The sequence below is a fragment of the Micromonospora sp. WMMA2032 genome, from assembly GCF_002688545.1.
Classification (GTDB): Bacteria; Actinomycetota; Actinomycetes; order Mycobacteriales; family Micromonosporaceae; genus Micromonospora; species Micromonospora sediminicola.
Genome location: NZ_CP024052.1, coordinates 3,916,971 through 3,932,255, shown reverse-complemented (window position 1 = coordinate 3,932,255; position 15,285 = coordinate 3,916,971). Strand labels below are relative to the sequence as shown.

The following is a 15,285-nucleotide window of genomic DNA, read 5'->3' as shown; positions in this document are numbered from 1 at the left end:
GATCGACGGGTGGCTCAGGTCGCCACGGCGGCCGGGTAGCGGGCGCTCTCCAGCGTCCAGTCGATGGTGCCGCGCACGGCGGCGGCCACCCCGTCGAGATGGGCGGTGACCGCCTCGTCCAGCGCCGGGCCGAACGACGGGACCGCCGCGCGCAGCGCGCTGAACCGGCTCATCTCGGCACGCCAGTGACCCGCCACCAGGTCGACCGCCACCGGCAGCGGCACGCCCCGCTCGACGGCCACCGCGAGCACCAGGTTGTGCCCGCCGCCGGTGGCGCGGTCGCGTTCCAGCGAGGCGATGTCGTTGAACCACGACAACAGGTCGTTGGCCAGTTCGGCGAGGCGGCGCAGCGCCGGGTGGTGGTAGACCGCGTCGGGCAGCGGTCGCCGGGCGGCGAACTCGATCAGCGGGTACGACACGAACGCCGCCGAGGTGGCCCGGCGCAGCCGCACGTACTCGGCGACGCCCGGCGGCCGGCCCGCGGTGGTGGCCGCCGACTCCCGGGCGACGCCGTCGAGGTGGTCGGCCACGGCGTCGGCGAACCGCAGCCGCCAGCGCGCCGGCATCCGGCGACGCGGCTCGCGCCAGGCCTGGACCAGCAGCCGGCGCAGCGGGCCGGAGAAGCCGGGATGACGGGCCCGGGGACCCTCGCGCAGCAGCGCCAGCGTGCCGTCACGCAGCGCCCGGATCTGCTCCGGCGTCAGCCGGTCCGGTCCGTCGCAGGCGTCGTCGACGAGGAAGAACCAGGTGAACAGCGCGGTCAGCACCCGCAGGTCGGGCTCCGTGGCGTCCGGGTAGAGCCGGCCGGCGTAGCGGGCGAAGCCGGCGCGGACCAGCCGCTGCCGGGTGGCCGGGTCCAGCGGCAGGCCGAGCCGGTCGAGTTGACCGACCAGCCAGCCCTGCACGACGTCGGCGTGCGGCGAGATCCCGGGCGCGATGGGGCAGTCGGAGCGCAGCGCCCGCAGCACCGCCGCCGTCATCACCGGGCCCTTCCATGGATGTGGATCGCCGATCAGAGAATCCCATGCCGTGGAAAGGTCCGCCGACCCGGTGGACATCCGGGCCGGGCACGCCGAAAGCGGGACGGTCCGGGCCGCCGTTCCGGGGCCGCCTTCCGGCGGTCCCCGGCGACCAGGCAGGCTTGACGGCATGCGCGAACCATGGGTGGTGGGCGTCTCCGGCGCCTCCGGCACACCGTACGCGGCGGCGGTCGTGCGGGGCCTGCTCGACGCCGGCCAGGCGGTGGACCTGATCGTGTCGCGGGCCGCCCGGCTGACCGTCCTGGACGAGACCGGCCGGCCGTTCCGGGACGCGCACTGGGCCGAGGACCTGGCGGCCTGGCTCGACCGCGACCTCACCGGCTCGGACCTGCGGCACTGGCCCGCCGGTGACCTGGCGGCCGGCCCGAGCAGCGGCTCCTACCCGGTACGCGGGATGGCGGTCGTGCCGGCCAGCACCGCGGCCTGCGCCGGCATCGCGATCGGGCTCTCCAAGGACCTGCTCCAGCGCGCCGCCGAGGTGAACCTGAAGGAACGCCGGCCGGTCGTGGTCGTGCCCCGGGAGACCCCGGTGACCCGCAGCCACCTGGAGCACCTGATCGCGCTGCACGACGCCGGCGCCGTGGTGCTGCCGGCCAGCCCGGGCTTCTACGGCGCCGGGGCGGCGGCCTCCGCCGCGCAGCTGGTCGACTTCGTGGCCGGCAAGGTGCTCGACGCGCTCGGCGTCCCGCACACACTGTTCCGGCGCTGGTCCGGTGAACTGGCCGCGGCCCGGCGGGACGCCGACCCGGCCTGACCGACCCCGCGGACACCGGACGGGGCGCGGCCCGGCCCACCGGCCGCACCGCGCCCCGCTCGTTCAGTACATGCCGGCGTTCGCCGGGCCGGGGCCGGTGGAGGCGGTCGGACCCATGTTGCGGGCCTTGCCCATGTCGTCCGCCTCGTCCAGCATGCCCTCCCCTTCCAGCAGGGCTCGCACCTCGGATTCCCGAAACCGGCGATGCCCGCCTGGAGTCCGGATGCTGCCTATCCGGCCGGCCGCTGCCCATCTGGTCACGGTCTTCGGGTCAACCCGAAACAGCGCAGCGACCTCACCCGGTGTCAGCAGGCGATCTCCAGTGTCCACAGCCCCCTCCTCGCGTCGACGAAGCCCCCGGCTGAACACACTGCCCCCGGCCGGTGCGAGCCCAGAGCCGTCATGAGGGACGTATGGCAATTACAGCACCAGCGACCGGGCGTGTCCGCCAAACGCGAAAAACGCACACACTGAGAAGTTAGTAAATGGTACCGGCGTAGAACCCCCGTGACCGCACGTTTGTGAATGGCGACGCGACGTCATGTTCAACGGGTGCCGACCGCGTCCGGTGACGCCCAAACGGATAGGGTCACTCTCCGTGGACACGATCGACCTGAGCCTCGTGGAGCTGCTGCGGGGCAACGCCCGCCTGTCGTACGCCGAGCTGGCCCGGCAGGTCGGCCTCTCCGCCCCGGCCGTGCACGAGCGGGTCGGCAAGCTGGAGTCCAGCGGGGTGATCCGGGCCTACCGGGCCGAGGTCGAGCCGGAGGCGATCGGGCTCGGCGTGACCGCGCTGATCGGCATCATCGAGGACTCCGACGCGGACACCGACGACGTGCTCGACGCGTTCCGGCAGATCCCCGAGATCGAGTCCTGCTACTTCATGGCCGGCGTCGAGTCCTTCCTGCTCAAGGCCCGGGTGGGCACCATCGCCGAGTTGGAGCAGCTGATCGTCCGGCTCAACCGGACCCCGGGCGTCGCCTCCACCCGCACCGGCATCGCGCTGTCGACGAAGTGGGAGAACCGCCCGCAACCACTCGAACCGCCGCCCGCCTGACCGCCACCCCTGGCCCGGAGGCGGTGCGGACGGCTACGGTGCGCCGATGACGACCTCGGGGCGGGGCGCCGCCGTGGTGACCGGGGCGGCCGGCGGGCTGGGTCGGGCGACCGCCGCCGCGCTGCACGCCGACGGCTGGCGGGTGCTGCTCACCGACGTGGACGCCACGGCCGTGGCCGCCGCCGCCGAGCCGCTGGGCGGCTGGTCCCACCCCCTCGACGTACGCGACGAGGCCGCCTGCGCGGCGGTCGCCGCCGAGGCGGCGGACGCGCCGGGTGGCCTCGCTCTGTGGGTGAACAACGCCGGCATCCTGGTCACCGGCCCGTCCTGGGCGCACGACGCGCCGACCCGCCGACGGGTGGTCGAGGTGAACACGCTCGGCGCGATGAACGGCACCCAGGCGGCGCTGGCGGTCATGCGGCGGCAGGGCCACGGGCACGTGCTCAACATCGTCTCGCTGGCCGGGCTGATCGCCGCGCCCGGGGAGACGGTCTACGCGGCCAGCAAGCACGCGCTGCTGGCGTTCAGCCTCGGCACCCTGGCCGACCTGCGGATGGCGGGCGTCCGGGGCGTACACGTGTCCTGCCTGTGCCCGGACGGGATCTGGACGCCGATGCTGCACGACAAGCTGGACGACCCGGGCGCGCTCGCGTCCTTCACCGGCGCGCTGCTCACACCGGAACGGGTGGCCGCCCGGGCCGTACGGCTGGCCCGCCGGCCCCGCCCGGTGGTCAGCCTGCCGCGCTGGCGCGGCGCGCAGGTCCGTCTCCTCGACACCTTCCCCCGGTTGGCCCTGGCCCTCACCCCGGTGGTGCGGGCGGCGGGTCGGGCCGGCCAGCGGCGGCAGGCCCGCCGGGTCCCGGCCGATCCGAGCCCACCTCGCTTGTAACGTTGCCGGCGTGACTCATCTCGACCGGTGCGACGAGGCCAGCCGGCGCTGGGTGACCGAGGCGATCGCCGCGGTCGAGGCGGACGCCAACCGGTCCGCCGACACCCACCTGTTGCCCTTCCCGCTGCCGCGCGAGTGGGGGATCGACCTCTACCTCAAGGACGAGTCGGTGCACCCCACCGGATCGCTCAAGCACCGGCTGGCCCGCTCGCTGTTCCTCTACGGGCTGTGCAACGGCTGGATCGGCCCGGACACCACCGTCGTCGAGGCGTCGTCCGGTTCGACGGCGGTCTCCGAGGCCTACTTCGCGCGGATGCTCGGCCTGCCGTTCATCGCGGTCATGCCCGCCTCCACCTCGCCCGAGAAGATCGCCCAGATCGAGTTCCAGGGCGGGCGCTGCCACCTGGTCGAGGACCCGGGCAAGGTGGTGATCGAGGCGCGTTGGCTGGCCGAGGACGCCGGCGGCCACTACATGGACCAGTTCACCTACGCCGAGCGGGCCACCGACTGGCGGGGGAACAACAACATCGCCGAGTCGATCTACGCCCAGCTCGCGCTGGAACGGCACCCGGTGCCGGCCTGGGTCGTGGTGGGAGCCGGCACCGGCGGCACCAGCGCGACCATCGGCCGGTACGTCCGCTACCGCCGGCTGCCCACCAAGCTCTGTGTGGTGGACCCGGAGAACTCCGCGTTCTATCCCGCCTGGCAGGCCCGCGACTGGTCGGTACGCACCGACCGCGGCTCCCGGATCGAGGGCATCGGGCGGCCCGGCGTCGAGCCGTCCTTCCTGCCCAGTGTGGTCGACCGGATGGTCCAGGTGCCGGACGCCGCGTCGCTGGCCGCGATGCGGGCCGGCTCGACGGTGCTCGGCCGCCGGGTGGGCGGCTCCACCGGCACCAACCTCTGGGGCGCCTTCGGGCTGATCGCGGAGATGCGCGCCGCCGGCCGCACCGGCTCGGTGGTCACGCTGATCTGCGACCCGGGCGACCGCTACGTCGACACCTACTATTCCGACCGGTGGGTGGCCGCGCAGGGGCTCGACCTCGCCCCGCACCTGGCCACCATCGACCGGTTCCTGGCCGACGGCGTGTGGCCGGCCTGACCGCTCAGCGCGGGTCGGCCCGCTCGGCGAGCCCGGGATAGCGCACCACGAAGCCCTCCGGGTCGACCTCCAGCTCGGCGGTGAAGCCGTCGCCGGCGTACCGGACCCGGCCCGGACCGAGCGAGGTGTAGACCTGCTCGGCGGGGATCACGGCCAGGGAGGGCAGCAGCACCCACGCCACCTTCACGCCGGTGGCCAGGTCGGCGGGGAGCCGGCCCAGCCCGATCCGGCGGATCGGCAGCGTGTTGGTCAGCGGGGAGCCGCCCAGGTCGACGTCGAGCGCCTCGGCCAACCGGCCCGGGTCGTCCGTGCCGGGCAGGCCCGCCGTGGGATGCCCGGCCGCGCGCAGCGCCGCGTCCAGGTCACCCTCCTCACCGGTGCGCACGCGCCACCCGTCGCCGGCCCGCTCCAGGCGCACGCTCCGCGACCAGCCGGCGCCGTCGGCGTCGACCTCCAGCCGGCTGGTCGACCAGTCCGGCGCGAGCGTCAGGCGGTAGCGGCAGGTGTAGGGGATCGGGTCCACGGCCAGCGCCACACCGTGCGCGGTCAACCCCTGACGCTCGTCGAGCACGACGTGCTCGGAGCCGGCGGTGTCGGTCCGGACCCAGAAGAGCGACTTCGGCATGCTCCGGACGTTACGCGAGCCGGCCGGCACCGGCAGCGGATGCGCCAACGCCGCCGCCGAGCGGGTGCTCGACGGCGGCGTTCGCGGTGGTGTCGGTCGTCAGTGGGTGCGGGCCGGCGGGCGCCCGCCGAATCCGCGCCGGTCGTCGCGCGGCCGGTCGTCCCGACCCCGCCCCTCCGGCCGGAATCCGCCCCGACGCTCCGCCGACCGGAAGTCGCCCCGGTCGCCGTAGCGCCGTTCGCCCTGGCCGTCCCGGTCGCCGAAGCGCCGCTCGCCCTGGCCGTCCCGGTCGCCGAAGCGCCGCTCGCCCTGCGGGCGGTCCTCGTGGCGGCGGTCGCCGAAGCCGTGCCCACCGCTCGGCCGGTCGTCACGCCGCCGGTCGGTGCGGGCGTCCCGGTCGTAACCGGGCCCGCCCGCCGGACGGTTCCGGTCGCCGCCGAACGGACGGTCGCCGCCGGCCCGGCCGCGCTCCGCCCGGTCGCCGAAGCGCCGGTCGTCGGACTGCCGGGCGCCGAACCGGTCGTCGGGCCGCCGATCGCCGAAGCGGCGGTCGTCGCGGGCGGGCCGGTCGCCGAAGCGCCGGTCGTCCCGACCCTCGGTCCGGTCGAAGCGGCGGTCACCGCCGAAGCCGCGCTCGCCGGTGGAGCGGTCGTCGTAGCGCCGCTCACCGGTCGGCCGGTCGCCGTAGCGTCGCTCGCCCGTGGGCCGGTCGCCGTAGCGTCGCTCGCCCCGCCCGTCCCGGTCGCCGGCACCGCGGTCGAAGCCGCGTCCGTCGCGATCGCTGCGGCCGAAGCCGCGCCCGTCGCGGTCGCCCCGGTCGAAGCCGCGTCCGTCCCGGTCGCCGAAGCGGCGCGGGCCGCCCCGCCGCGGCTCCGGCTCCTCCCGGACCGGCACGCCGCTGGGCTCGCGGGCGCCGGTCAGCTCGGCCAGCGCCGCGTCGCCCGCGCGGACCCGGGTCTGGGCCGGCTCGACGCCCGCCTTCTCCAGCATGGCCAGCGTGGTCCGGCGCTGCTTCGGCAGCACCAGCGTCGCCACCGCGCCCGACTCACCCGCCCGGGCGGTGCGGCCGGCCCGGTGCAGGTAGTCCTTCGGGTCCTTCGGCGGGTCCACGTGCAGCACCAGCGTGACGCCGTCGACGTGGATGCCGCGGGCCGCCACGTCGGTGGCGACCAGCACGTTCGTCCGGCCCTCGCGGAACTCGGCGAGCGTCTTGGTGCGCATCCGCTGGGTCTTGCCGCCGTGCAGCCCACCGGCCCGCACACCCACCGCGGCGAGCTGCTCGACCAGCCGGTCGACGCCCAGCTGGGTGCGGGCGAAGAACATGGTGCGTCCCTCGCGGGCGGCGATGGCCGCGGTGACCGCGAACTTGTCGTGCGGCGGGATCAGCAGCAGGTGGTGGTCCATGGTGGACACGGCGGCGGTCGCCGGGGCGGTCGAGTGGGTGACCGGGTCGGTCATGAACCGCTTGACCAGCGTGTCGACGTCGTTGTCCAGAGTGGCCGAGAAGAGCAGCCGCTGGGCGTCCGCCGGCGTCTTCGCCAGCAGTTCGGTGACCTCGGGCAGGAAGCCCATGTCGGCCATCTGGTCGGCCTCGTCCAGCACCGTGATCTCGACGTCGTCGAGCCGGCAGACGCCGCGCTGGATCAGGTCGCCGAGCCGGCCCGGAGTGGCCACCACGATCTCCACGCCGCGGCGCAGCGCATCGATCTGCCGGTCGTAGGGCACGCCGCCGACCGCGGTCTTGAGGAAGATGCCGACCGCCTTGCCGAGCGGCATCAGCGCGTCGTTGACCTGCATGGCCAGCTCACGGGTGGGCACCAGGACCAGCGCGCGGGGGTGCAGCGGCCGGGCCCGGTTGCGGTCGGCGAGCCGCGCGATCACCGGCAGGCCGAAGGCGAGCGTCTTGCCCGAGCCGGTCTGGCCCCGACCGAGCACGTCGCGGCCGGCGAGCGCGTCCGGCAGCGTGGCCCGCTGGATCTCGAACGGGGTGGTGATGCCCTGGCGGGCGAGCGCCTCGACCACCGGCCGGGGCAGGCCGAGGGAGGCGAAGTCGGTGACCTCGAGGATCGGGTCGGTGGACGGGGACGTGCCGGGGGCAGCGAAGGTGGTCAAGAAATGCCTTTCGAGCGGGGCGCATCTTCGCGATGGCCGCCGCGGCAGTCATGCCGTCGAATCGCCCGCAAGATCGCCCATGGGCGCGCAGTCGGTCGCGCCGGGTCAGTGATCCCGACAAGTGTACGGCGCTCCGCCGAACCGGCCACCTCGACGCGAGGTGGTAGTGGGCGGACTCACCCCCGGGGTCAGCCGGTCAGCCCGCTCAATGCGTCGTTGGCCAGGAAGACCACGAGCAGGCTGATCGCGATCAGCATGGTCAACGCGACGGCCAGCACGATGATGACCTTGGTGTTGCTGGCCCGGGTGGTCGGGGAGTCCTCGGCCCAGCCCTGGGCCAGGATGTGCCCGGTCAGCGAACCGGAGGTCTCCGTGGGACCGCCCTGCGGCAGCGAGACGGTGGCGAAGCCGGGGCCCTCGGTGCCGCCGTACACGGTCGAGGCCAGGTCCTGAACACCCGACTGCTGGCGCACCGGACGGGTCGGTGCGGCCTGGTGGGCGGCCGGCGGCGGCCAGGTCGGCAGCGCCGGCGCCGGCACCACCGGCGACGCGGCGGGTGGTGGCGGCGCCGACACGGGCGCGACGGCCCAGGCCGGCTGCGCGCCGGCCATGGCGGGCGGCGGCGGGAACGGCGGCGCGGGCATCGGGCCGGGCGGCGGCGGGGGCGGAGGTACGGCCGGCCCCGGCGGCGGCGTCGGCGGCCCGGGGAGCGGCGGGACCGGTCCGGGCGGGTTCGGCCCCGGAACGGGCGGCGCGGGCACCGGCGGCACCGGCGGCGCGGGCGTGGGCGCCGGGGGTGCGGGCAGCGGCGGCTCCGGACGCAGCGGCGGCTCCGGCTCGGGCCCGGGCGGCGCGGGCGAGGGAGGCGGCGGACCCGGTACCGGGGTCGGCGCCGGCTCGGGCTCCGGGCCGTGCGGTGTCGGGGGCTCCGCCGGCTCCGGCGGCTGTGCGGGCTCCGGCGGTTCCGGGTTGACCGGTCCCGCCCGGTAGATCCGCGCGGCGGCGGGAGCGGCCGCCACCGAGGCCGCGGCCTCGTCGGCCGAGACGGGACTCAGGCCGGGCACCGAGACGCTGGCCCGGGCGTGCGCGACGCCGGTCGCCGGCGGGGCGGTGGGGCCGGCAGGCGACGGGGCCGTGGGGCCGGCGGGCGGCGGGGCCGTGGCGGTGGGGTCGGCCGGCTCGGGCGACGGGTCGCGTCCGGGCGGCACCTCGGCGTCGGCGGAGGTGGCCGGTTCGGCCGGCCGGTCGGCGGCACCCCCGGCACCCGCCGGGCCGTCCCCCGCGCCCGGGCCGCCGGTCGGGGTCTCCGTCCGCGGCGCGGGCACCCGGGCCGAGGCGGAGGCCCGCGGTGGCGGGACGGCGGCGGGCGGGTCGTCGGGTGTGCCGGCCGGGTCGGCGGGCGGCTGGTCGGCCGACTCGGTGGGCGTGGCCGGGCGGTCGGCCGCCGCGAAGGCGGACCAGCTGGACGGCGGAACCGTCGCACCGGGGCGGCGCCGGTCCAGGGGCGGCGGCGCGTCCGCCGGGGCGCCGGCCCGGTAGGTGGTGGCGGTGGCCGGCGGCGCGGGCAGCTCCTCGTCCGGCGGCGGCACGGCCGAGCCGGCGACGCTCACCCGGGCCCGGGCGACGGCCACCTGGCCCGGCTGTGCCCGTTCTGCCTGGTCAACGGCGGGGTCGGGCGTGGATCCCGGGTGGACCGTCTCCGCCGGAACCTCGTTATCGCCCATCTCGCCCTCCGCACCCGCGCTCGGCCCCGACCATGGCGTCGGCCGGAACTGCCCGGATCTCACCGTGCCACATTCCGGCCCGGGAGCACAGCCGGAGTGGACGGTTGGGTCAGTCGGCGCTGCTCGGGCTGGCGGATCCGCTGCCGGACACGGTGCGCGACGGCGCGACGCTGCTCGTGCTCGGTTCCGCCGCGCTGCCGGTCGGCTCGGCCCCGGCGGTGCGGCTCGGCGTCGGGCTCGGCGAGTCGGACGGGCTGGCCGGCGGCGTGGTGCTGGTCGACGGCGTGGGCGACGGGCTGGAGGTGGTCGGCGTCGGCTTCGGCGTGTCGGTGGGCTTGGGCGAGCCGGTGGGCTTGGGCGAGCTGGTCGGCTTGGGCGTCGCCGTCTTCGTCGGCTTCGGCGTCGGGGTGGGTTTGGCCGGGGTGGTCGGCGCCGTCGGCACGGTCGGCGGCGGCACGGGCGTGGCCGGGGCGGGCACCGCGCCGACCACGCGGGTGGCGGCGTAGAGCCGGGACCAGCGGACCACCGAGATCTTGACGACGTCGCCGGTGCGCGGCGCCTCGACCATCTTGCCGTTGCCGACGTACATGGCGACGTGGTGGATGCTCGTCCAACTGCCGCTGGAGGCGAAGAAGAGCAGGTCACCGGGGAGGAGGGCGTTCGGGTCGACGGTGCGGGCGCGGGTCGCGAAGTATTGGTCCCGGGAGACCCGGGGCAGGCCGCGGTAGCCGGCCGACTGGTAGGAGGCGAGCACCAGGCCGGAGCAGTCGAAGCGGTCCGGTCCCTCGGCCGCCCAGAGGTAGGGGTCGCCGAGCTGGGCCAGCGCGTAGCGCACGGCGGCGAGCGCCCGCGGGTCGGCGACCATGCCGGCGATGCTCTGGTTGACCACGTACGAGTTGCCGAGCCGCTGCTCGGCCACGTCCTCGCGGCGCTCGATGTCCAGCAGCTTGGCGGCGTTGTCCCGGCGGAGCTTGAGCAGCGCCGCCTCCTGCTTGTGCAGGTCCGTCTCGACCTTGGTGTATTCCGCGGTCTTCTCGGTGACCCGCCGCTGGACCGCGTCGTGCGCCTCGCGGGCGACCTGCTCGGCGGTGGTGGCCCGGAGCAGCTCTCCGGTCACCGACGTGGTGGCCGCGCCCTCGGCCCGGTCGCCCCGGGTGATCCGCTGGAGGTTGGCGAACTCACGCAGGCTGCTGCCGAACTCGCCGGGCGGCAGCGCCGCGTCGGCCTTGACCGCGTCGGCGGCGGCGCTCTTGGCGTTGTCCCGGGCGCGCACGAGCGCGTCCTGCGCCTCCTTGAGCCGGCCGGCGGCGGCGGTCAGTTCGGTCTGCGCGGCGTCGCGCTCACCCTTGACCCGCAGGAGGTTGTCGCCGAGCTGGGCGACGAGCGCGTCAACCTGGTTGATCTGCGCGACGAGCGGGCCGTCGGCGGGATTGGTGACGCCGGTCGTGGCGCCCGGGAGGCCCGGGGTGCGGCCCGGGCCGGTGGCGCCGGGCAGGCCGGGAACGGCGCCGGGCTGGCCCGGAACCGCGCCGGGCGCGGTGGGCAACTGGAGCGTGCCGGTGACCTGAGGCCGGGAGCCGGTGCTGGGCACGGTGTCGGGGAGCGGGTCGGCCCAGGCGGGGGTGGCGAGCGCCGCGGCCGCGACCGCCCCCAGGAGGGCGGACCAGAGCGCCGGGCGCAGGACCGGTGAGATCACCGGCTGCCGACCTCGTCGCCGTCGGGCCTTGGTGCTGTCGACCATTCCGCTCCCCGTCCGGTCTGGTGCGCGCCACGCGTCGTGGGCGTGTTGGGACAGGACGGCCCCGGTGTGTGTTCCGCCCCACCCTGTCTTACCTCACCGACGCAGCGATGTCGATGTGCGGAGGGTGACGGGAGGTGAACCGGGTCGCTGCCGCCGACCGCGTGGGCGGTCCGTCCGACCCGCGACGTACGCTCGATCGGTACCCCAGGTGGAAGGACGTGGCTTTCGGATGGACGCCGGACTCAAGCGCGAGCTCGAAGCGAAGGTCTACGCGGGGGAGCGCCTGACCCGCGAGGACGGCATCGCCCTCTACGAGAGCGACGACCTGACCTGGCTGGGCCGGCTCGCCCACCACAGGCGTACGGAGCTCAACGGTGACCGGGTGATGTTCAACGTCAACCGCCACCTCAACCTGACCAACGTCTGCTCCGCGTCGTGCGCATACTGCTCGTTCCAGCGTAAGCCGGGCGAGAAGGACGCCTACACGATGCGGATCGACGAGGCGGTGCGCAAGGCCAAGGAGATGGAGGACGAGCAGCTCACCGAGCTGCACATCGTCAACGGCCTGCACCCGACGCTGCCCTGGCGTTACTACCCCAAGGTGCTGAGCGAGCTGAAGGCCGCGCTGCCGAAGGTCAACCTCAAGGCGTTCACCGCGACCGAGGTGCAGTGGTTCGAGAAGATCAGCGGGCTCACCGCCGACGCGATCCTCGACGAGCTGATGGACGCCGGCCTGGAGTCGCTCACCGGCGGCGGCGCGGAGATCTTCGACTGGGAGGTCCGGCAGCACATCGTCGACCACGCCTGCCACTGGGAGGACTGGTCGCGGATCCACCGGCTCGCCCACTCCAAGGGCATGAAGACCCCGTCGACGATGCTCTACGGCCACATCGAGGAGCCCCGGCACCGGGTCGACCACGTGCTGCGGCTGCGGGAGCTGCAGGACGAGACCGGCGGCTTCCAGGTCTTCATCCCGCTGCGCTACCAGCACGACTTCGTCGACTCGGCGGACGGGAAGATCCGCAACCGGATCCAGGCCAGCACCACGATGGCCTCGCCGGCCGAGTCGCTCAAGACCTTCGCGGTCTCCCGGCTGCTGTTCGACAACGTCCCGCACGTGAAGTGCTTCTGGGTCATGCACGGGCTCTCGGTGGCCCAGCTCTCGCTCAACTTCGGCGTGGACGACCTGGACGGCTCGGTCGTCGAATACAAGATCACTCACGACGCCGACTCGTACGGCACGCCGAACACCATGCACCGGGACGACCTGCTCCACCTGATCTGGGACGCCGGCTTCCGGCCGGTGGAGCGGAACACCCGCTACGAGACCGTCCGCGAGTACGACGCCGCGCCGTCGATGGCCGAGCGTCGCTCCGAGCCGCAGCAGGTCTGGGCCTGACCCGGCGATGAGCACGCCGGAGCAGCAGCGCGCGTTTCCCCGGCGGGACGCCGAGGGGCGCATCCTCACCCTCGGCGACCTGCTCGGGGTGACCCTCGCCGGCCTGGTGATCGGGCTGCTGGCGCTGCTGCTCTTCGAGTGGGCGTTCGCCACCGTGGGCGCCGGCGGTTTCGGGCGCACCAACGGGTGGCTGGCGGTGATCCTGCCGCTCTGGCTGTTCTGGGACGACTTCCGGGCGTGGGAGTTCGGCGCGGCCCGGGTGCTGGCCGCGCTGGTCGGCATCGCGGTCGGCGTCCTCGCCGGTCTGCTGGTGGCCGGGCTGGCCGCCGGCCTGCCGGCGCTGTTCACCGGCGCGCTGGCCGCGGCGGTGTTCACCGTGGTCTACGCGGTCATCTGGTTTCATGGCGTGCACTGGTTGGCCCGGCGGACGGGCTGAGGCGCGGAGAGAGTGGGAATTGCGGGCATGAGCGCGGCGGTCAAGTACACGCTGGGCCGGATCGGGCTGTTCGTCGCCGTGCTGGCAGCCCTCTGGTTCGTCGACATGAACATGTTCCTGCGGCTGATGCTGGCGTTGGTGTTCTCCGCCGCGCTGTCGTTCTTCCTGCTCAAGGGCTGGCGGGACCAGATGGCCGGGGAGATGGCCGACGCGTCGGAGCGTCGCCGCGCGGAGAAGGACCGGCTGCGGTCCGCGCTCGCCGGTGACGACCAGGCCGCGCCGGAGGGCGAGCGCCGGGACGGCTGACGCGCCGCCCGCCCGGAAACGGGGCAGCGGCTGCCCGACCCGGCCGCTAGGGTCAGCCGCCGTGAGTTTCCTGAACAAGATCGACGGATGGCGGACCAAGGTGTTCGTCTGGATCGGCCTGCCGGTGATCGCCGGCATCGGGCTGATGATGGGTGCGACCGACCTCCTGCCCACCTGGCAGGCGCACAACGGTGGCGGCACGGCGGGCACGTTCACCGCCGTGTACGAGGACTGCGGCCGGCGCAACTGCGAGTGGCGCGGCACCTTCGCCGCCGACCAGGGTGACGACCGGCGCGCCGACGTCATCCTCTACGACGCTCCGGACGGCCTCGCCGTGGGCGGCACCGCCCCGGCGCGCGACACCGGCGCTCGGGCCGGGGTCTTCTCCACCACCGGCGGGTCGACGTACCTGCTGGTCACCGGGCTGACCCTGGCCGGCGTCGCCGCGCTGGTGGCGTGGGTGGTGATCATCGTGCGGACGGTGCGCAACCGCCGCGCCAAGCCCGAGGGCGAGCCTGTCTCGTTCGCCCCGTCCCTCTGACAGCGACGCACCGGGGCCCGGCGCGGGGAACGCGCCGGGCCCCGGTCCGGGTCACCAGTTGGTCGAGCCCGGGACCACCGGCCACCGCCGGTCGGTCGGCTTGATCAGGTACGCGATGCCGCCGGAGCCGGAGGCCACCGTGCCGTTGGCCCGGTAGCGCTTGGTGCGCAGCCAGATCTGCTCGAACTGCTCGCGCTGGTAGACGTTGCGGACCGCCTCGTTGGAGGAGGACGCGGGGTCGTTGACGATCACGTCACCGTCGGCGGTGAAGCCGACGATCACGAACAGGTGCCCGGAGGTGCCGTAGTTGGCCCCGTCCAGCTCGCTGGCCAGGAACGACTGCGAGGTGACCACCGGGATGCCGGCCTTGATGAAGCGCTCGACCTCGTCCAGCGAGTGCAGCCGGGTGACCCGTGCCTCCAGGCCCGGGAATCCGGCCGCGTACGCGGTGTTGAACGGCCAGTTGCCCGCGCCCTCGTACTCGTGGTCGTAGGTCATCCGGGCGGCGTGGTCGACGGTCGGGTCGGGGTAGGAGGGGTCGACCCAGGCGGTGTCCTCGGCCGAGGGCTTGCGGCCCCAGTACTCGACCACCATCTCGGTGGAGGTGGGGGAGCACCACGCCTCGCCGCCGCCGTCGTACTCCGGGTACTCCCCGATGTGGACGTTCTGCGAGTAGCGCGGCACGGCCAGCTCGGTGCCCCAGGCGATGCCGCCCCGGCTCGGGGTGACGGTGAACCGGTCCGGCACGTTCGAGGCCATCGCGCCGACCATCCGGACCTGCGGCGCGGCGGCCTGCCCCGGCGCGCGGTAGAGGGTCAGCCGGAGCTGGTACGAGCGCAGCAGCACCCCTGCCGCAGCGTCGTCGATCGAGAACGTGTCGGTCCAGATGCTCGACCAGGGGTCACCCTGACCGTCCAGCGTGGCGCGTTTGATGTCCTGGTCGCCGGAGGCCCAGCGGCCCATGACGTACCACGGGGTCTGCGCGCCGGTGTTGTAGGTGCCGTGCAGCTCGACCTGGATCCAGGTGCCGGCCGGGGTGCTGGCGTTCCACGACGCGACCAGTTCGGTGGCGTCGAACCCGATCCGCCGCTCCGGCGAGGTCCAGGTGGCGTACTCCCAGGTCCGGGTCGTGCCGGTGTGTTCGTCGGTGAACTCGGTCGTGCCGGCGGGCCGGGCGATGGTCAGCGCGGGGTGGCGGCCCGGGACGGCCCGGGTGCCCTGGTGGGAACCGCCGCGCCAGTCGGGGTAGCGGGAGAACTCCTGGAACGTGATCTGTTCGTCGTGGGTGACACCCGGCCGGTGGCCGTGCGCCTGGGCGGGCGCGGTGGTGCCGAGGAGGGTGAGCGCGGTGAGGCCGGCGAGGGCGACCGCGCGCAGGGGTCTTCCGAACATGGCAGCTCCACAGGGAAACGGCATCGTTGCCGTTCACTGTCGCGCTTGGCGGGAAGTTTCGCCAGATGTTCAGGCATGGAAAATCATTGCCGGCGTGACGATCCGGTCGGGATGCCCCCACGAAGAGACAGATGTTGATATGACCATGTGACTCCTGGTGAAGTGTG

Annotated in this window: 15 protein-coding genes; 8 read left to right on the top strand and 7 right to left on the bottom strand. The window is 74.6% G+C overall.

The features are described 5' to 3' along the window. Positions 1–14 precede the first annotated feature (14 nt). Positions 15–980, bottom strand: coding sequence for a terpene synthase (locus CO540_RS18005; RefSeq protein ID WP_099162953.1), 966 nt, complete (start codon positions 978–980; stop codon positions 15–17). Positions 981–1,149: 169 nt separating this feature from the next. Between CO540_RS18005 and CO540_RS18000 the strand changes: the two genes are divergently transcribed. Beyond that, positions 1,150–1,794 (top strand): UbiX family flavin prenyltransferase, encoded by a 645-nt coding sequence (locus CO540_RS18000; RefSeq protein ID WP_099162952.1) that lies wholly within the window; start codon positions 1,150–1,152, stop codon positions 1,792–1,794. 63 nt (positions 1,795–1,857) lie between these two features. Here CO540_RS18000 and CO540_RS17995 read toward each other — a convergent pair whose 3' ends face one another. Then, entirely contained in the window at positions 1,858–2,124 is a 267-nt protein-coding gene (locus tag CO540_RS17995) for a BldC family transcriptional regulator (protein ID WP_091565253.1), read from the bottom strand. A gap of 268 nt (positions 2,125–2,392) precedes the next feature. Here CO540_RS17995 and CO540_RS17990 point away from each other — a divergent pair, with 268 nt between their 5' ends. The 3 genes from CO540_RS17990 to CO540_RS17980 are packed head-to-tail and all read left to right on the top strand — an operon-like array spanning position 2,393 to position 4,842. Next, positions 2,393–2,851, top strand: coding sequence for an Lrp/AsnC family transcriptional regulator (locus CO540_RS17990; protein ID WP_091565250.1), 459 nt, complete (start codon positions 2,393–2,395; stop codon positions 2,849–2,851). 46 nt (positions 2,852–2,897) lie between these two features. Next, complete coding sequence (locus CO540_RS17985) at positions 2,898–3,740, top strand: SDR family oxidoreductase (protein ID WP_099162951.1); 843 nt, start codon at positions 2,898–2,900, stop codon at positions 3,738–3,740. Positions 3,741–3,750: 10 nt separating this feature from the next. Then, positions 3,751–4,842, top strand: coding sequence for a PLP-dependent cysteine synthase family protein (locus CO540_RS17980; protein ID WP_098744057.1), 1,092 nt, complete (start codon positions 3,751–3,753; stop codon positions 4,840–4,842). 4 nt (positions 4,843–4,846) lie between these two features. Here the strand turns inward: CO540_RS17980 and CO540_RS17975 are convergent, their stop codons facing one another. The 4 genes from CO540_RS17975 to CO540_RS17960 all read right to left on the bottom strand — a co-directional run bounded on the left by CO540_RS17975 (position 4,847) and on the right by CO540_RS17960 (position 11,044). After that, entirely contained in the window at positions 4,847–5,467 is a 621-nt protein-coding gene (locus tag CO540_RS17975; RefSeq protein ID WP_099164820.1) for a putative glycolipid-binding domain-containing protein, read from the bottom strand. 99 nt (positions 5,468–5,566) lie between these two features. Continuing rightward, a complete protein-coding gene (locus CO540_RS17970) occupies positions 5,567–7,579 on the bottom strand; it encodes a DEAD/DEAH box helicase (RefSeq protein ID WP_099162950.1) in 2,013 nt (670 codons plus the stop codon). A 188-nt stretch (positions 7,580–7,767) separates the two neighbouring features. Further along, complete coding sequence (locus tag CO540_RS17965) at positions 7,768–9,210, bottom strand: hypothetical protein (RefSeq protein ID WP_253866018.1); 1,443 nt, start codon at positions 9,208–9,210, stop codon at positions 7,768–7,770. 202 nt (positions 9,211–9,412) lie between these two features. Continuing rightward, on the bottom strand, positions 9,413–11,044 hold the full coding sequence (locus CO540_RS17960; protein ID WP_172967868.1) for a C40 family peptidase: 1,632 nt from the start codon (positions 11,042–11,044) through the stop codon (positions 9,413–9,415). A gap of 229 nt (positions 11,045–11,273) precedes the next feature. Here CO540_RS17960 and mqnE point away from each other — a divergent pair, with 229 nt between their 5' ends. The 4 genes from mqnE to CO540_RS17940 all read left to right on the top strand — a co-directional run bounded on the left by mqnE (position 11,274) and on the right by CO540_RS17940 (position 13,726). Next, the gene (gene mqnE / locus CO540_RS17955) at positions 11,274–12,443 is read left to right on the top strand and encodes an aminofutalosine synthase MqnE (protein WP_099162948.1); all 1,170 of its coding nucleotides are present in this window, start codon (positions 11,274–11,276) and stop codon (positions 12,441–12,443) included. A gap of 7 nt (positions 12,444–12,450) precedes the next feature. Next, positions 12,451–12,879: a hypothetical protein gene (locus CO540_RS17950; protein WP_099162947.1), complete on the top strand. Its 429-nt coding sequence runs from the start codon at positions 12,451–12,453 to the stop codon at positions 12,877–12,879. Positions 12,880–12,906: 27 nt separating this feature from the next. Next, complete coding sequence (locus CO540_RS17945) at positions 12,907–13,185, top strand: DUF4229 domain-containing protein (RefSeq protein ID WP_098744053.1); 279 nt, start codon at positions 12,907–12,909, stop codon at positions 13,183–13,185. Positions 13,186–13,246: 61 nt separating this feature from the next. Beyond that, entirely contained in the window at positions 13,247–13,726 is a 480-nt protein-coding gene (locus CO540_RS17940) for a hypothetical protein (protein ID WP_099162946.1), read from the top strand. 51 nt (positions 13,727–13,777) lie between these two features. Here CO540_RS17940 and CO540_RS17935 read toward each other — a convergent pair whose 3' ends face one another. After that, positions 13,778–15,118 carry a C39 family peptidase gene (locus CO540_RS17935; RefSeq protein ID WP_099162945.1) on the bottom strand — a complete coding sequence of 447 codons (1,341 nt, stop codon included), beginning with the start codon at positions 15,116–15,118 and terminating at the stop codon, positions 13,778–13,780. Between the last annotated feature and the right edge of the window lie 167 nt (positions 15,119–15,285).

Excerpts from the sequence above, each read along its gene's own strand:
- mqnE (WP_099162948.1), top strand. The coding sequence starts at position 11,274 with ATGGACGCCGGACTCAAGCGCGAGCTCGAAGCGAAGGTCTACGCGGGG.
- CO540_RS17945 (WP_098744053.1), top strand. The coding sequence starts at position 12,907 with ATGAGCGCGGCGGTCAAGTACACGCTGGGCCGGATCGGGCTGTTCGTC.
- CO540_RS17950 (WP_099162947.1), top strand. The coding sequence starts at position 12,451 with ATGAGCACGCCGGAGCAGCAGCGCGCGTTTCCCCGGCGGGACGCCGAG.
- CO540_RS17960 (WP_172967868.1), bottom strand. The coding sequence starts at position 11,044 with ATGGTCGACAGCACCAAGGCCCGACGGCGACGAGGTCGGCAGCCGGTG.
- CO540_RS18005 (WP_099162953.1), bottom strand. The coding sequence starts at position 980 with ATGACGGCGGCGGTGCTGCGGGCGCTGCGCTCCGACTGCCCCATCGCG.
- CO540_RS18000 (WP_099162952.1), top strand. The coding sequence starts at position 1,150 with ATGCGCGAACCATGGGTGGTGGGCGTCTCCGGCGCCTCCGGCACACCG.
- CO540_RS17935 (WP_099162945.1), bottom strand. The coding sequence starts at position 15,118 with ATGTTCGGAAGACCCCTGCGCGCGGTCGCCCTCGCCGGCCTCACCGCG.
- CO540_RS17975 (WP_099164820.1), bottom strand. The coding sequence starts at position 5,467 with ATGCCGAAGTCGCTCTTCTGGGTCCGGACCGACACCGCCGGCTCCGAG.
- CO540_RS17985 (WP_099162951.1), top strand. The coding sequence starts at position 2,898 with ATGACGACCTCGGGGCGGGGCGCCGCCGTGGTGACCGGGGCGGCCGGC.